Source organism: Pseudomonas sp. DrBHI1, from assembly GCF_002205115.1.
GTDB classification, from domain to species: Bacteria; Pseudomonadota; Gammaproteobacteria; order Pseudomonadales; family Pseudomonadaceae; genus Aquipseudomonas; species Aquipseudomonas mosselii.
On the sequence record NZ_NIBE01000002.1, the window covers coordinates 1 to 15,970 of the forward strand.

Here is a 15,970-nt window from a genome sequence, read left to right on the forward strand (position 1 = left end):
AGGACGGCGCCATCGCCCTAGGTCGCCCGTTCGAGCGCACCCTGCACCGGCCCGCGCAGAAGACCAACGCCAGCGTGCTGATCCACGGCCTGGGCCCCAGCGCCCTGGCCGCCGGCTGCGACCCGGCCGAGGCGCTGCTCGACCTGATGGACTTCATTGGCGACAGCCCGGTGCTGGCGTTCCACGCCCCGTTCGACCAGCGCATGCTGGCCCGGGCGCTGAAGGACAGCCTGGGCCTGCGCCTGCAGCATCCGTTCCTCGATGTGGCGGAGCTGGCGCCGATGCTCAACCCCGACACCGTGTTGCGTGAAGCCGGGCTGGACGACTGGATCGCCCGCTTCGGCCTTGAAGTCCAGGCCCGCCACCATGCCAGCGCCGATGCCCAGGTGACCGCGGAGCTGGCGCTGATCCTGTTCAGCCAGGCCCGGCGCCAGCAACTGGACAGCCCGTTGCAGCTAGAGCAGCGGGTGCGCCAGTGGCGGCGGCGCAAGGCGCACCATCACGGCCTCTGATCCATGCACGCTCCTACAGGAATTGCACATCACCTGAAGAGAACCGCAAAACGTTTGCGATTGCTGCCGGCAATCCGATAAGCGTCAATTGCGCCATCACCCCCGCCTCTGCCACAATCGCGAATAATTATCGTTAGTTAACGCATTCTTCCTCGGGGATCGCTTCTTGACGCCTGCGCACAGTCCACATGCCGAGCTGGTCGGAGCGCTGTATCGCGACCATCGCACCTGGCTGTTGGCCTGGTTGCAGCGCAGCACCACCTGCCGTCAGCGCGCCGAAGACCTGAGCCAGGACACCTTCGTGCGCCTGCTCGGTCGCGAGCGCCTGGACGCCCCCCGCGAACCCCGCGCCTTCCTGGTCGCCGTGGCCAAGGGCCTGTTGTTCGACCACTTCCGCCGCGCCGCCCTCGAGCAGGCCTACCTTGCGGAGCTGGCCCTGGTGCCCGAGGCCGAACACCCATCGCCCGAGCAACAGCACCTGATCCTCGAGGATCTCAAGGCTATCGACCGCCTGTTGGGCAAGCTGTCGAGCAAGGCCCGCGCGGCCTTCCTGTACAGCCGCCTGGACGGCCTGGGCCACGCCGAAATCGCCGAGCGCCTCGGGGTGTCGGTGTCCCGCGTGCGCCAGTACCTCGCCCAAGGCCTGCGCCAGTGCTATGTCGCCCTCTACGGAGAACCGACATGAACCACGCCCCGGTCTCCAGCCAGGTGCTGGAAGCGGCCATCGCCTGGAAGCTGTGCCTGGACGAAGGTAGCGGTACCCCGGACGAACGCAACGAATTCATGCGCTGGCACGCCGCCAACGAGGAACACGCCCGCGCCTGGCTGCAACTGGGCATGCTCGACCGGCGCGTCAACGCCGCCGCCGGCCCGGTACGCCACACCCTGCTGCAATCAAGGGCCGGGTTGCGCCAGCGCCTTGGCGGCCTGGCCGGCATGCTGCTGCTCGGCGGGCTACTTGCCTGGACCGCAGCGCCGACCCTGTCGCCGACCTACTGGCTGGCCGACCAGCGCACCGGCACCGGCGAGATGCGCACCCTGCGCCTGGAGGATGGCACCTTGCTGAGCTTGAACAGCCGCAGCGCGGTGGATATCGACTTCCGGGGCGAGCAGCGGCTGATCGTGCTGCACCGCGGCGAGATCTCGGTGGAGACCGGCCACAAGGACAGCCGTCCGCTGCTGGTGCGCACCGAGGATGGCCGCCTGCGCCCGCTGGGCACGCGCTTCCTGGTCAAGCGCGAGGAGGCCGGCACGCGCCTGGAGGTACTGCAGGCCTCGGTGGCCGCCAAGCCGCAGAACAGTGGCGACGAGCAGGTGCTGCGCGAAGGCCAGCAGGTGCTGATGAACGCAGACGGCCTGGGCCGGGTCGGCTCCGTGGCGGTCGGCAGCGATGCCTGGACCCGCGGCATGCTGGTGGTGGACAACGTGCGCCTGGCCGACCTGGTGGCAGCGCTCGGACAGTACCGCAGCGGCCACCTGGGTGTCAGCGACGAAGTCGCCGACCTGCGCGTGAGCGGCAGCTTCCCGCTGACCGACACCGACCTGGCCCTCGCCTCGCTGGAACCGGCGCTGCCGGTGAAGATCGAGCGGCGTACGCCGTGGTGGGTCACCGTTAGCGCCAAATAGCTTCAGCCACACTGCCCTTTGTGAAAGCCGGCTTGCCGGCTTCCAAAGGCTTCTGCAAATCAGTCGAAATTTTTTCAAAGCCCCCTGTCACTTTCCCAATCTCGCTCGGCAAGGAAGCAGTCAGCACTATTTCGTCGAGGAGCCGCTGCATGTCCCGTGCCGTTGATGCTTTGCTTCGCCCCAGCCTGATGGCCCTGGCCATCGGCCTGGCCGCCCCGTTGGTCAGCACCACCCTGTTCGCCGCCGAACAGGCTGCCCCGCGTGCCTACGACCTGCCCAGCGCGCCGCTGGCCAGCACCCTGAACCAGATCGCCAGCCAGGCCGGGATCGCCCTGGCGCTGGATCCGGCACTGGTCAGCGGACGCAATTCGGCACCCGTCAGTGGCCAGTACGACGCTGTCGGTGCCCTGCAGGCCGCGCTGCGCGGTACCGGCCTGCAGCTGCAGCAGAGCAGCGCCGGCAGCTACAGCCTGGTGGCAGTGAACGAAGGCAGCCTGGCGCTGCCGGAGACCAACATCAACGCCAGCAGCAGCTTCGAGAGCGCCTGGGGCCCGGTGGAAGGCTACACCGCCAAGCGCACCGCCGCCGGCACTAAGACCGACACAGCGCTGGTCGAGGTCCCACGCTCCATTTCCGTCGCCACCCGCCAGCAGATGAGCGACCGCGGCGTGCAAAGCCTGGATGACGCGGTGAAGTACATGCCGGGCATCGTCTCGGCCAGTTTCGGCAGCGATACCCGCTATGACTGGATGCGCGTGCGCGGCTTCGAACCGACCCAGTTCCTCGACGGCCTGCCCCTGCCCCGCGGCGTGTATGCCAACCCGAAAGCTGAAACCTGGAACCTCGACCGCCTTGCGCTGCTGCGGGGCCCAGCCTCATCCGTGTATGGCCAGACCCCGCCCGGCGGTTTGCTCGACATGGTCAGCCGCCGCCCCCAGACCGAGAGCAGCCACGAGATTCAACTGCAGTACGGCAGCGACAACCACCGCCAGATCAACTTCGCCAGCACCGGCAAGCTCGACGAGCAGGGCCAGTTCCTCTATGGCCTCAGCGGCGTGGTACGCGACAGCGGCACGCAGATCGACCATATCGACAACAAGCGCTACAACATCGCCCCGAGCCTGACCTGGAACATCGACGAAGACACCTCGCTGACTTTCCTCAGCCAGTTCACCCGCGACGATACCGGTGCCACCAGCCAGTTCTACCCGATTCAAGGCACCAAGATCGACATGCCGTTCGGCAAGGTCTCCCGCCACAAGAACCTGGGTGACCCGGATTACGACTACTACGACCGCACCTATTACGCGCTGGGCTATGCCTTCGAGCATCGTTTCAACGATGTCTGGCAGTTCCGCCAGAATCTGCGTTACACCAAGTCGGAGCTTTCGTTCCAGACAATCACGGTCAGCAGCTACAACAAAGACTTTCCCCCGGTCACCGATGATGGCATTGCCAATCGCATGTCCACCAACACCGAGGAAAATATCGGCCAGTTCGCGGTCGACAACAACTTCCAGGCCGACTTCGCCACCGGTTCCGTCAGCCATACCGTGTTGATTGGCCTGGATCACCAGCGCACCAATCACGACTACCTGGCGATCTATGGTTTCGACTTACCGCCGATCGACGTCAACAACCCGGCCCATGGCCTGCCGATCACCCGCCCCGCTCGCTCCTCTGCCTATTACGATTACAACCAGAAGACGGTGCAGACCGGTCTCTATATCCAGGACCAGATGGCACTCGACAACTGGCGCCTGACCCTGGGCGGGCGACAGGACTGGGTTCACACCGGCACCAAGTTCTTCAACAAGGGTGATGCCACCAACACCCAGCGCGATAGCAAGTTCAGTGGCAACGCGGCGATCAGCTACGTCTTCGACTCCGGCCTGGTGCCCTACCTGTCCTATGCAGAATCCTTCCAGCCGGCCAGCAGCGCAGACGCGGACCCGCAGAAGACGTTCAAGCCGACCGAAGGCGAGCAATGGGAGCTGGGCATCAAGTACCAGCCACCGGGCTCCAACACCCTGCTCTCTGCCGCGGTGTACGACCTGACCCAGAAGAACGTCCAGGTCACCAACAACATCGGTGGCACACCGGTCACCAGCCAGACTGGCGAAGTGAAAGTCCACGGCCTGGAGCTGGAAGCCGTCTCCGACGTCACCGACAACCTGAAAGTGATCGCCGCCTACACCCTGGCCAAATCCGAAGTCCAGAAAGGGCCGTACAAAGGCAACCGCCTGCAACAAATGCCCAACCAGCAGGCCTCCCTGTGGACCGACTACACCTGGCATACCGGTGTGCTTGACGGCTTCGGCATTGGCCTGGGCGCACGCTACACCGGCAACCGCTACGGTGACGAAGCCAACACCTGGCTTGGCAAGAGCAAGGCCTACACAGTGTTCGACGCCGCCGTGCACTACGACCTGGGCCGCCTGGACAACAGCCTCAAGGGCGCCTCGGTGGCGATCAACGCCAGCAACCTGCTGAACAAGGACTACCTGTCCACCTGCGACGGCTACTACTGCTACTACGGCGACCAACGCAGTGTCGTCGCCAGCGCCACCTACAAGTTCTGAGTGGCCATCACGGGTCAAGCCTGTTCCTGCGGATCGTGGGAGCGGCTTGACCTGCGATCGTGTAAGGAACCGTGATGAAAAGCCAAACCATCCGCCGCTGGTCAGCGATCCACACCTGGAGCAGCCTGGTCTGCACGCTGTTCCTGCTGCTGCTCGCCCTTACCGGCCTGCCGCTGATCTTCCACCATGAGCTGGAGCACTTGCTGGGCGACGCGCCGCAGCTGCGCGAGATGCCCGCAGGCACCCCGCACCTGGACCTGCAGCAGCTGGTGCTCAAGGCCGAACAGCACCGCCCCGGCGAGGTGATGCAGTACTTCGGCTACGAAGAGGACGAGCCCAACGGCGTGGTGGCGATCATGGCCGCCACCGCCGGCACCCACCCCGACGATTCGCACACCTTCATGCTCGACGCGCGCACCGGCGAGGCCGTGGCCATGCCGGCGGCCAACGGCGGCTTCATGATGCTGATGCTGCGCCTGCACGTGGATATGTTCGCCGGGTTACCCGGCAAGCTGCTGTTGGCGTTCATGGGGGTGCTGTTCATTGTCGCCATCGTCTCCGGTACCGTGCTCTACGCGCCGTTCATGCGCCGCCTGCGCTTCGCCACGGTCCGCCACGACAAGTCGCGGCGCCTGCGCTGGCTGGACCTGCACAACCTGATCGGCGTGGTCACACTGACCTGGGCCCTGGTGGTCGGCATCACCGGGGTGATCAGCGCCCTGTCCGACCTGGTGATCGCCGCCTGGCGCAACGACAGCCTGGCGGCCATGGTCGCGCCCTACCGTGACGCCCCGCCGCTCACCGAGCGCGCCCCGGCCACGCAGTTGCTGAAGATCGCCGAACAGGCCGCGCCCGGCATGCGTCCTGACTTCATCGCCTTCCCCGGCACGCGCTTCTCCAGCGAGCACCACTATGCGGTGTTCATGAATGGCGCCACGAACCTGACCTCGCACCTGTTCACGCCGATCCTGATCGACGCGCGCACCCTCGAGGTGACGGCCGTGGGTGATCGTCCTTGGTACATGGATGCAATGGGCCTGTCCCAACCCCTGCATTTCGGTGACTACGGCGGCCGGCCAATGCAGATACTCTGGGCCTTGCTCGATGCACTGACCATCATTGTGCTCGTCAGCGGCCTGTATCTCTGGTGGAGCAAGCAGCGCAAACCACAGAGGACCAAACCGTGAGCCACCAGTCGCAGACTACCGGGCGTATTTTCGCATGGCCAAGCGTGATCGCGGCACTGAGCGCGGCAGGGCTGTTCGCAGCCTTGCTTGGCGACGGCGCCTGGGACGTCCTTTCATGGCTGGGGTTGGGCGTACCGGCGCTGCTGGGGTTTCGTGCTCTCCTGCGCAGATGAGGTAATCGGCTAACACGTCCGTCGCCGCCACGCACGCCAAGCTTCACCGCTTCATCACCTCGGAGCGGACTGCATGAGCCTGCAACATTTCCAATCTTTCGACCAACAGCTGGGTACCCTGCTCGCCTCGCCACCCTACCCTGATGCCTCGCTGGGCTGGCTTAACGCCCGCCAGCGTTTTTTTGCCAGCCTTTCCGGCTACTGGCTCGAAACGGGCAGCGGTGCAGAGAGTCGCCAGACTCGGTTGGTCGCATTGCTTCGCCAGCAATTGCTTGCCCAGGTCACCTTGCGTCTAGATGACCACACACTCGGCTCGAACCATGCCGAATTGCTCGAAACGTGTGTGCAGATGCCGTTGCCCTGGCAACGCCAACACCTGCCTGAGGCTCAACGACCGCAGGTCTATCGCCCACTGCTGGATATCGCCACCCCCCACTGGCGCAAATACCTGCCCGGCGTATTCGTGATCGTCGAAGGCGGTCCCGAGGGGGGCACGCCCGATCCCCGGCAAACCAGCAACCACGCTCTATTGTGCAGCCTGTCGCATGGCATAGAAGCGTTCGAAGACCTGGGGCAATTGCATGCCGAGCTGTGCGAGCGGCTCGACGACCCGCAGCAGAGCCGCGCACTGTTGCGGCATATCACCAGCAAAAGAGATCGCGACCTGGCCCGTAACGCAGAGCGCTTACGCTATGAATGGTTCAACGACGACCTGGTGCAGGCCCAGGCGCAATCCCTCATCGGCGGACAACACGCCCGTCTGGTCCTGGTCTGGGAGAATGCGGCGCTACAAAGCCCGGTCGACTGGCCAACCCTACGCGCACGCGTCGCCGAGGCTGGTGACCTGCTGCCCTGGGCCGACAGCCGGTCAGCCCTGCAAACCCGCTATGGGCTGTTGCTGGAAAGAAACTCACCCGCCTGGCTGAAGAACGCGTCTACGCAAGGCCTGACGCATATCATGCAGACCCTGCAGGAGCTGGTGATAGCCATCGACCAGGCGGCCGCACCAGGGATTCTGAACCATGAGCAATTTCTCGACGAGCATGACTTGAACGCCTGGACCTGCGGGCAACTGCGCGCTGCAATGCGTCATCAATACCAGTTCGATACCGATCCACTTGAGATCTACGTCAGCGTGACGCTGGCCCGGCAACAGGGACCGATGCTGCATCCTGGGCTCACCACCGGCTACGTACCCGTAGCCAGTCGCCGGCAAGTGGGCGACACGGTGGAACTGGTATCACGGACCTACCGCCTCGACCAGTTGGCCAGGCTCAACATCGGCTGGATCGACGTGGACTATTGGCTCACAGCACGCGTGCACCGCAAAGACGGCAGCCAAGTGCCGCAGATCACGCCGCGCCAGATCAAGCACATAATACGCACCCTGAACGTGGGCGAACGCTACAGCCAGTATCTGCGCACGCACCTGCTCGATTCACCCGCCGGGCAGTGGCGCCAAGCGTGCTTTGTCGCCATAAGCAGGGCGCGCATGCGTGCCGAAGCGGCCAAGGCGCGCTATGCCGGCCACTTTCTGGAGGACCCTTTTGAGCGTGGTTACACATGGACGAAAACGGCAATCGACCATCCGGACAGTAGACAACGCCCGAGCGGCAGTGTCCGTCAGTGGTTGATAAACAGCCACACGGTCCACGGCGTTTTGCTGGTGACACCCGATACCCCTGGCGTGCATCGTTTAGTTGTGTACACCCCCGACGCGCCGGACCGAAGATCCTGGCGGGAATTTCGCAACGCCCGGCATCTGCTCAGGACACTGCGCGACCAGCCCGCTCTGCGCGAGTATGTGAAGGACCGCGTGCCACTGGCCGACCGCGATGCGATCGAGCGCTGGTTGCTCAAGGGCGGGCTGGCGGCGCGGGTGAACACACCTCGGATCGTCGGGGATTTCCAGCAGGCCCGCTATCGGGCCGAAGTGAGCGCCGCACTCAGCGCAGTGGATTCAGCCACCAACACCAAGCTTGAACTGTTGGGAGAGATGAGCCTGCATGTGCTGTGGATCACGCTCGACCTGCTCAGCCTGGTATTGCCCAACCCCGCGCTCACCGCCTTGTCGTTCGGGCGAGCAGTGCTCTCTGTGCTGGACCTGGAGAAGTCTTGCCGTGAAGCAGACCGCATCGGCGTGCTCAAGCATATGGTCGAGGCCTTTACCCACACCAGCGACGGCATCAACAGCATAAACGGGTCTTCCGTGGTGCGTCGGGCGATCCGTGGCATGCCACCGACACCCGTGCTTAAACTGCCCCTGGAACTGGCCAAGCCTGTAGATACCAGCACATTGCGTTACCGGGTCGATGGCATTCACAAAGAGGGCATCTATGAACAACCTTCGCCTTACCCAGGGCTGACGTTCTACTTCATAAAGAACAGCGAAGAACGCACCTACCAGGTCTCGTACGATGGCTATCGCTGGCGGGTGATCGATCCGCGCAAACCGGACGCCTACACCAAGGTGCCAGTGAAACGACGCAAGGACGGCGAATGGGTCGTCGACTCACCGTTAGTGTGGCATGACGGCCTGCCAGACCTGCAGGCGCTGCTCGACAATTGCCGGCTCAGCTCAATCCCCGCTGGTGTCAAGCATGGCGAGGCGCTTGGGTTGTACCAAGGCAGCAACGGCCTGTACCTGCGGCTGGGCAGTCACGCGCTGCCACTGCGTCTGCACCTGCTGGACAACCACTATCACTTGATAATCGCAGGCCAACGCGAGCTCGGCGGTAACCCCTGGGCAATCCTGCGCTGGCACGAGCGACGATGGCAGATCCGCGTGCGCCAGACCGGACGCAGCAGCGAATGGCTCGAGCTGCCCCCGGTTTACTCCCCAAGCCTTGGAAGCAACTGATCGAGGCGCTGGTGCAACGCGCTGCCACTCGGCCAGTTGCGCAGCAGCCGCGCCCGGTCCCGGGCGAAGGCCGGGGCGAAGCTGAGCTGGGTGGCGTGCTGGCACATGGCGTCGAGGTCGATCAGCGACCATTGGCCGTCCTGCCAGAACAGGTTGTGGCCCTTGAAGTCGCCATGGCTGATACGCTCGCGGATCAGCTGCTGCATCACCCGTATCAAGGCCTCGACCTGCTCGTCGGGCGCCTCGCCGCTTTCCACGTAGGGTGCGAAGCATTCGATCAGGTCCGGCCCATCGGCGTACTCGGTCACCATGTAGGCCGTGCTGCGCAGCCCCATCACCCGCTGCTCCAGCACCGCCAGGGGGCGAGGCGTGGCGATGTCGAGAAACGTCAGGCGATGGCCTTCGATCCACGAATGCCAAGCCCGGCTCGGGCGCCAGAAGCGCTTGAACCAGTGGGCGGTGTTCTTGATGTTGTAGCGCTTGAGCACCAACGTGCGCCCGGCTACCTCGATACGCGCCACGCTGGCCGCGCCACCGGTCTTGTACAGATGGCCCTGGTCGATCAGCGCATCGGCCTGCTCCAGCACCGGGCGCATCGCTTCGAGCTCGTTGCGGCAAATCGCCCGCAGCCCGGACAGGTTGCGCTCGACGCTGAACAGTGTGCATTCGCGGCCGGCCTTGTCCAGGTAGTCCTTCAGGCGCCAGGCGCGCACCTTGTCCACCTGCTTGTGCAGCGCTTCCAGCGGCAGCGCGTGCTCGGCATTGGCCAGCACGTAGTGCACCAGCGCTTCCTCGATGAACGGCTCCAGGCGCTTGGGCAACTGGGCGAAGAACACCCCGAGGTTCTCCAGCACGCGCTGGCGCGACAGTTGCTGGCCGGGCGTCTCGGCCTTGATGCCGGCGCCGTCGATCAGGTACAGCTGGCCATCCTGGCGCAGCAAGTTGTCCAGGTGCAGGTCTTCCTGCCACAGGCCCTTGGCGTGCATCTGCGCCACGGCGGTGAGGGCCTCGCCCAACACCAGGTGCTGCTCGTCGGCCAGCATCGGCAGCTGCTCCACCCGGGCCCAGGCGTCGCCCAGGCTTTCGGCATGGTCGAGGTATTCGAACAACAGCCAGCCGCCCTCGCCTTCCTTGAGGCCATCGGCCAGCAGGCGTGGAGTGGTCAGGCCTTGCTCGGCCATCAGCAGGGCGCCATCGCGCTCACGCTGGAAATGCCGGGCGGCATTGCCACCGACCAGCAACTTGGCCAGCACCTTGGTGCCACGCCAGATACCCGCGCCGACATAACGCTGGCCCGGCAGCACGCGCAACAGGCTGAGCAACTGCAGGTCGGCGCTGCCCGCGGCGTCGGCGAGGGTGACGGTCAGCGGCAGGCTCGGGCTGCGCCCGGCCGCCTTCAATTCGGACAGGCGCATCAGCGGGCCTCTTTGTGACGACGGCGTTGGGTCAGGCGTTGCAGCCAGGTGGATACCGGGGCGCTGTCCGCCGGCTGCTCCAGATAAGCCGCCAGCAGCATGCGAACATCGGCCTCGTCCCAGGCCCGGGCGCGGCGCAGCAACGGCTCGAGGTCCTTGACCCGGTCACGCATGCCAAACAGCAACGGACGGGTCTTTTCCAGGTCGATCAGCTGGGCCTGCCAGCCCTCGCGGCGCTCACGCAGGAAGATGTGCTTGGGGTAGAAGCAGCCGTGCATCTGCCCGGCGGCGTGCAGGGTGCGGGCCAGCCGTCCACAGGCCTGGAGGATCGCCTGGCGCTGCGACGCGTCCATCTGCGCCCAGCGGCCGAGCAGTTGCTCAAGGTCGGTCCACTCGTCCAGCGCCCGGGTCATGAGGATCGCCCGGTGCTCGCCACCCTGCTTGCGCTCGCCATAGAAGACCGCCTGCAGCGCGGGAATCTCGAGCTTCTGGTAGCGGCTGATGTTGCGAAACTCCCGGGCGAAGGTCGGCTCGCCAAAGGGCCGCTGCAGGCTGCGGGTGAAGTAGTCGCTCTGGCGCTTGAGGTAGAAACCCTTGCCCTCGAGCTCCAGGCGGAACACGCTGCTCCAGCCGCCACGGCCGGTATTGGGTTCGTCCACGGCATCCAGCTGCAGGGCCCACAGCGCCTCGAAGTCGCTCAGCCCGTGGCGTTGCAGCAGCGCCTGGTCGGCACTGGCCAGGTAATCGGTCATTCCCTTCCCTCGAAAAAGCCCAGCACCTGGCGAATGCGCTTCTTGTCACGGGCGTTCAGACGCGCGTGTCCGCGGTACTGCAGGTAGAAGCGCAGGCGCTGGGTCGCCGACAGGTGGTACTTGGCCACCTTGTCCAGGCACGCCAGGTCCTTGATCAGCCTGTGGCGCAGCATGAAGCCGCGCCAGAAGTCGCCGGTCGGGCAGTCGATGAAGAATAGCGTGCCCTGGTCGTCGACCAGCAGGTTGCGCCATTTAAGGTCGTTATGGGCGAAGTGGTGATCGTGCATCACACGAGTGTGACGTGCCAGCTGGCGGCTGACGTGATCGACCCAGGCGGCGTCGCGCAGGCGCGGATCATTGCGTTCGGCCAACGCCGAGAGGTCTTCGGTGCGCGGCAGCTCGCGGGTGATCATCGCCCCGCGGCCAAAGGCCAGGCCCTGGCGCTCGAGCCCCCAGGCGACCACATCGGCGGTGGGGATGCCCCACTTGGCGAACTGCTTGAGGTTCTGCCATTCGGCCTTGACCCTGGGTCGGCCCAGGTAGCGGCGCATGTGCTTGCCGGCGCCGGTGTAGCGCTTGACGTAGTAGTTGACGCCATCGCGCTCGATGCGGATGACCTCGCTCAGCGGGTCGCGGGTCAGGCGCTCGCCCTGGAGGGCGAACACCGCGTCGATACTGCCGAAATCGGCCGCCAGGTGCGCATACTCGGGCGCCAGGTTCCAGCTCGCCATCAGAGTGCGTCCCCGTAACGTTGCTTGCGATCGTAGAGTTTCTGCGCCTTGCGCTCCAGCCAGGCGAGCAGCGCGGCTTCGTCCTTGAGCACCTGGCGCAACGGGCGCTGGAAGTAGCCGCGCAGAAAGCGCAGCTTGTCGCGGCGGGTCAGGCCGATGTCCAGGGCCGAGAAATACAGGGCGGCCAGGTCCTTGTCGCGCCAGCGACGGGTGATCTTCGCCCGGGTCTGGGCGCGGTGCAGGTCGATCACCGACAGTTTGAAGTCTTCCGGCGTCACCGGGCGGTCGGTGTGCAGCAGGAAGTGGCAGATGTAACAGTCGCGGTGGTTGACCCCGGCGCGGTGCATGCCGCCGGTCATCTTCGCCACTTCGGCGATCAGCGCGCGCTTCAGGCGCGGCGCTGGCGGCTGCTTGACCCAGTCGATGCTGAAGTCTTCCAGGCTGACAGTGGGCGCCAGCTCCTCGGTAACGATGAACGAGTGCTGGGTGGCCGGATTGCTGCCACGCTCGCCGTAGGCCACCGCGGTCATGGTCGGCACACCGGCTTCATGCAGGCGCTGGATGGCCCGCCATTCCTGGCCGGCGCCGAGCACCGGCAGCTTGGCGCTGAACAGGTTCTTGAAGATCTCGCCCCAGCCGATGCCGCGGTGGATCTTGACGAAGAAGCCCGCGCCATCGACCTCGGTGCGCAGGGTGCGGCGGCCTTCCAGCTCGCGGTACACCTCGCCCTGCAGGGCCTCGACGGCCTCGAAGGGATCGCGCCCGGCCCACAGGCGCTTGAACGGTTCGGCCAGTATCAGCTTCATGCGGTCTCCTGACCGAGGATCACATCGGCAGCATGCTGCGGCATGCTGTACAGGTCGGCGGTCTCGGCGAAGGCCACACCGTTGTCCGACCAGGCCGCGCGGGCCCCGGCGTCTTCGAGCATGCGTTGCAGGTAGCGGTTCAACTGCTCCTGCTCGAACGGCTCGTCCAGCACCAGGCCGCTATCGGCCTCGGCGATGTAGTGGGCATAGCCACAGACCTTGGACACCAGCACCGGCAACCCGGCGACCAGCGCTTCGAGCAGCACGGTCCCGGTGTTCTCGTTGTAGGCCGGGTGGATCAGCAGGTCGGCACCGAGCAGAAAACGCGGAATGTCGCTGCGGCCCTTGAGGAACTGCACCTGCTCGCCCAGGCCGAGCGCCGCGCTTTGCACCTGGAACAGCTTGGGGTCGTCCTGGCCGATGACCATCAGCTTGGTACGCTTGCGCAGGGCCGACGGCAACGCCGCCAGGGCCTTGAGGCTGCGGTCCACCCCCTTGGTCTTGAAGCCCGAGCCGATCTGCACCAGCAGCAATTCATCGTCGGCCAGGCCGAACTCCTGGCGGAAGTCGGCGCGAATGGTCGCGGCGTCGGCCGGGCGGCGGCGGTCCTGGGAGATGCCCGGCGGCAGCAGGTGGAAGCGCGCCTCGGGGGTGCCGTAGTGCTTGATGAATAGCGGCTGCTGCACCTCGGAAATCATCAGGATCTCGGTATGCGCATCCTTGGCGAACACCGCCCGCTCGTATTCAGCGAAATGGCGGTAACGGCCCCAGCGGCGGTACAGGCCGCCGCGCAGGGTCTGGGCCTTGTCCTCGAAACAGCCGTCGGCGGCGTAGTAGACGTCCAGGCCGGGCATCTTGTTGAAGCCGATCAGGCGATCGACCGGACGCTTGGCCAGGTCGGCTTCCATCCAGGCGCTGAGCTTCTCGTTGCGGCGGTGGTTGAACAGCGCCTTGACCGGCGCCACCAGCACCTCGAAGCCCGGCGGAATGTCACCTTCCCAGATCAGCGTGTACACGCGGATCTGGTGACCCCGCTTCTGGCACTCGAGGGCGATGCGCATGAAGTCGCGCTGCAGCCCGCCAAAGGGGAAATACTTGTAGAGCACAAAAGCCAGTTGCATCAACGAACATCCTCAGCCAGCAGCAGCGCGCTCAAGCGGCCCGCCACATGCTCGGGATTCAGGCGAGTGAAGCACAGCGGCCACTCGCGTTTGAGATCGAACCGGCGCAGGTCCTCGGCGCTCGGTTTGTAGGTGCACTTCTTCTGCAGGCACGGGGCGCAGGGGAAGTCGCTCGCCTGGTGGATCTGGGCGCGTCCGTAGGCGCCAGTCAGACCAGGGTTGGTGGGGCCGAACAGCGAGATGGTCGGCACATCCAGCGCGGCGGCCAGGTGGCCGAGGCCGGTGTCCACCGCCACGCAGGCCTTGGCCGCCGCCAGCACGCGGGCGACGCCGGCCAGGTTCAACTTGGGGAGCACCTGGCAGTTGTTCAAGCCCTGAGCGATGCGCTCGGCACGGGCCTTCTCCGCCGGGCTGCCCCACGGCAGCATCACCTGCAACTTACGCCGGCCCATGCGCTCGGCCAGCTCGCGCCAGTAGGCCTCCGGCCAGTGCTTGGTGGCCCAGGTGGTGCCGTGCAGGAACACCACGTAGGGCGCGGCCGGCGGCAGTTGCAGGCGGTTGAGGTCCAGGCCGTAGTCGCCCAGCCCTTCCGGCAGGTCGTAGGCCAGGGCCAGGGCGAACAGCTGGCGCACGCGCTCCACGGCGTGCTGGCCGACGGCGACCGACAGGCGCCGGTCGTAGAAGCGGCTGGCCCAGCCCTCACGGGCCGAGTAACGGTCCAGGCCGGCCACCGGCGCTTTCACATAGCGCGTCAGCCAGGCCGACTTGACCAGGCCCTGGGCATCGATCACCAGGTCGTACTTGTGTTCGCGCAGGCGTTGCTTGAACGCCTTCCATTCGCCGCTCTTGAGCGTCTGCCAGAGATTCTTGCGCCAGCGGCGTATCGCCACCGGGATCACCCGGTCGACCGCCGGATGCCAGCTGGGGATCTCGGCGAAGCCTTCTTCCACCACCCAGTCGAAACGGATGCCTGGGATGGCGTGGGCGGCGTCGGTGAGGGCCGGCAGGGTGTGGATGACATCGCCCAGCGACGAGGTCTTGATGATCAGTACCCGCACTCAGTCGACCTCGGCCACGGTATCGATCAGGTTCGGCCCGCCCAGGCCCTGCAGCGCGGCGATCACCTTGGCCGGCTCCAGCAGGCGCAGGCAGTTGTAGTGGCCGAAGCGGCAGGTGCGTTCGAAGCAGGGGCTGCACTCGATGCCGGTGCGCACCACCTCCACCTGGTCGGCCAGCGGCGGAGTGAAGCCCGGCGAGGTCGAGCCGTACACCGCCACCAGCGGGCGGTTGAGGGCGGCGGCCACATGCATCAGGCCCGAATCGTTGGACACCACCGCATCGGCGCAGGACATCAGGTCGATGGCCTCGGCCAGGGAGGTTTCCCCCGCCAGGTTGCAGGATTCCTCGCGCAGCCCGGGGATCAACCGGTCGCGAATCTGCTCGCCCACCGGATGATCGTTCTTCGAGCCGAACAGCCACACCTGCCAACCCTGGCGAATCATCGCGTCAGCCACTTCGGCGTAATGCTCGGCCGGCCAGCGCTTGGCCTCGCCGAACTCGGCGCCCGGGCACAGCGCCAGCACCGGGCGGTCCAGCGCCAGGCCGAACTTGGCCAGGGCCGCTTCGCGGCTCGCGGCTTCGATCTGCAGGCTCGGACGCGGGTAAGGCTTGGGCAACTCGGCATCCGGCGCGTAGGCCAGGGCCATGAAGCGCTCGATCATCAGCGGGTAGCGGGCCTTGTCCAGCTTGCGCACGTCGTTGAGCAGCAGGTAGCGCATCTCGCCGCGCCAGCCGGTGCGCTTGGGGATACCGGCGAAATACGGCACCAGCGCCGACTTGAGCGAGTTGGGCAGCAGGATCGCCTGGTCGTACTGGCCGGCCAGCGACTTGCCGATGCGCCGGCGCGTGGCCAGCTCCAGCGCGCCGTGGCCGAGCGGGAAGCTCAAGGCCTGGCGCACCTCGGGCATGCGTTCGAGGATCGGTCGGCTCCACTCAGGGGCCAGGACGTCGATCACGCAGTCGGGGTGCTGCTGTTTGAGGCACTGGAACAGGGTCTGCGCCATCACCATGTCGCCGACCCAGCTGGGGCCAATGATCAGTATTCTCATGCTTTATCCAGAAACATTCGGGGAGGCTGCAGGCTGCGCTACAACCTGGCCTCCCCTCTTTATATTCAGGCTATGTGGCGGACAGTGTACCACCGGT

14 protein-coding genes are annotated in these 15,970 nt (G+C 65.6%); 7 read left to right on the plus strand and 7 right to left on the minus strand.

What is annotated here, in order from left to right; genetic code table 11:
• The 7 genes from CC207_RS00175 to CC207_RS00200 form a co-directional block, all read left to right on the plus strand.
• On the plus strand, nt 1-512 hold a 512-nt coding region (locus tag CC207_RS00175; RefSeq protein WP_143496033.1), incomplete at its 5' end, for a PolC-type DNA polymerase III.
• Nucleotides 513-678: 166 nt separating this feature from the next.
• Nucleotides 679-1,197: an RNA polymerase sigma factor gene (locus CC207_RS00180; protein WP_062575438.1), complete on the plus strand. Its 519-nt coding sequence runs from the start codon at nt 679-681 to the stop codon at nt 1,195-1,197.
• Nucleotides 1,194-2,138, plus strand: coding sequence for a FecR domain-containing protein (locus CC207_RS00185; protein ID WP_088851388.1), 945 nt, complete (start codon nt 1,194-1,196; stop codon nt 2,136-2,138). The genes CC207_RS00180 and CC207_RS00185 overlap by 4 nt, the downstream gene beginning before the upstream one ends.
• Before the next feature lie 149 nt (nt 2,139-2,287).
• Nucleotides 2,288-4,720, plus strand: a complete 2,433-nt coding sequence (locus CC207_RS00190; RefSeq protein WP_062362900.1) for a TonB-dependent siderophore receptor — start codon at nt 2,288-2,290, stop codon at nt 4,718-4,720.
• 74 nt (nt 4,721-4,794) lie between these two features.
• Nucleotides 4,795-5,907 carry a PepSY domain-containing protein gene (locus tag CC207_RS00195; RefSeq protein WP_028689083.1) on the plus strand — a complete coding sequence of 371 codons (1,113 nt, stop codon included), beginning with the start codon at nt 4,795-4,797 and terminating at the stop codon, nt 5,905-5,907.
• The gene (locus tag CC207_RS27305) at nt 5,904-6,080 is read left to right on the plus strand and encodes a DUF4175 domain-containing protein (RefSeq protein WP_139121049.1); all 177 of its coding nucleotides are present in this window, start codon (nt 5,904-5,906) and stop codon (nt 6,078-6,080) included. The genes CC207_RS00195 and CC207_RS27305 overlap by 4 nt, the downstream gene beginning before the upstream one ends.
• 73 nt (nt 6,081-6,153) lie before the next feature.
• Complete coding sequence (locus CC207_RS00200; protein WP_088851389.1) at nt 6,154-8,940, plus strand: dermonecrotic toxin domain-containing protein; 2,787 nt, start codon at nt 6,154-6,156, stop codon at nt 8,938-8,940.
• On the opposite strand, the gene CC207_RS00205 is transcribed toward CC207_RS00200, so the two are convergent.
• Genes CC207_RS00205 through waaF form a run of 7 tightly spaced genes read right to left on the minus strand, consistent with a single transcriptional unit; the run spans nt 8,913 to nt 15,873 of the window.
• Nucleotides 8,913-10,355 (minus strand): lipopolysaccharide kinase InaA family protein, encoded by a 1,443-nt coding sequence (locus CC207_RS00205; protein WP_088851390.1) that lies wholly within the window; start codon nt 10,353-10,355, stop codon nt 8,913-8,915. The genes CC207_RS00200 and CC207_RS00205 overlap by 28 nt on opposite strands.
• Complete coding sequence (locus tag CC207_RS00210; RefSeq protein ID WP_028689086.1) at nt 10,355-11,107, minus strand: lipopolysaccharide kinase InaA family protein; 753 nt, start codon at nt 11,105-11,107, stop codon at nt 10,355-10,357. The genes CC207_RS00205 and CC207_RS00210 overlap by 1 nt, the downstream gene beginning before the upstream one ends.
• Nucleotides 11,104-11,838, minus strand: coding sequence for a lipopolysaccharide kinase InaA family protein (locus CC207_RS00215; RefSeq protein ID WP_028689087.1), 735 nt, complete (start codon nt 11,836-11,838; stop codon nt 11,104-11,106). The genes CC207_RS00210 and CC207_RS00215 overlap by 4 nt, the downstream gene beginning before the upstream one ends.
• Nucleotides 11,838-12,644, minus strand: a complete 807-nt coding sequence (rfaP, locus tag CC207_RS00220) for a lipopolysaccharide core heptose(I) kinase RfaP (RefSeq protein ID WP_050703461.1) — start codon at nt 12,642-12,644, stop codon at nt 11,838-11,840. The genes CC207_RS00215 and rfaP overlap by 1 nt, the downstream gene beginning before the upstream one ends.
• Complete coding sequence (locus CC207_RS00225) at nt 12,641-13,765, minus strand: glycosyltransferase family 4 protein (protein ID WP_062362882.1); 1,125 nt, start codon at nt 13,763-13,765, stop codon at nt 12,641-12,643. Before CC207_RS00225 ends, rfaP begins: the two co-directional genes overlap by 4 nt.
• Nucleotides 13,765-14,823, minus strand: coding sequence for a lipopolysaccharide heptosyltransferase I (gene waaC / locus CC207_RS00230; RefSeq protein ID WP_062362878.1), 1,059 nt, complete (start codon nt 14,821-14,823; stop codon nt 13,765-13,767). The genes CC207_RS00225 and waaC overlap by 1 nt, the downstream gene beginning before the upstream one ends.
• Nucleotides 14,824-15,873 (minus strand): lipopolysaccharide heptosyltransferase II, encoded by a 1,050-nt coding sequence (gene waaF, locus CC207_RS00235; protein ID WP_028689091.1) that lies wholly within the window; start codon nt 15,871-15,873, stop codon nt 14,824-14,826.
• Nucleotides 15,874-15,970 lie beyond the last annotated feature (97 nt).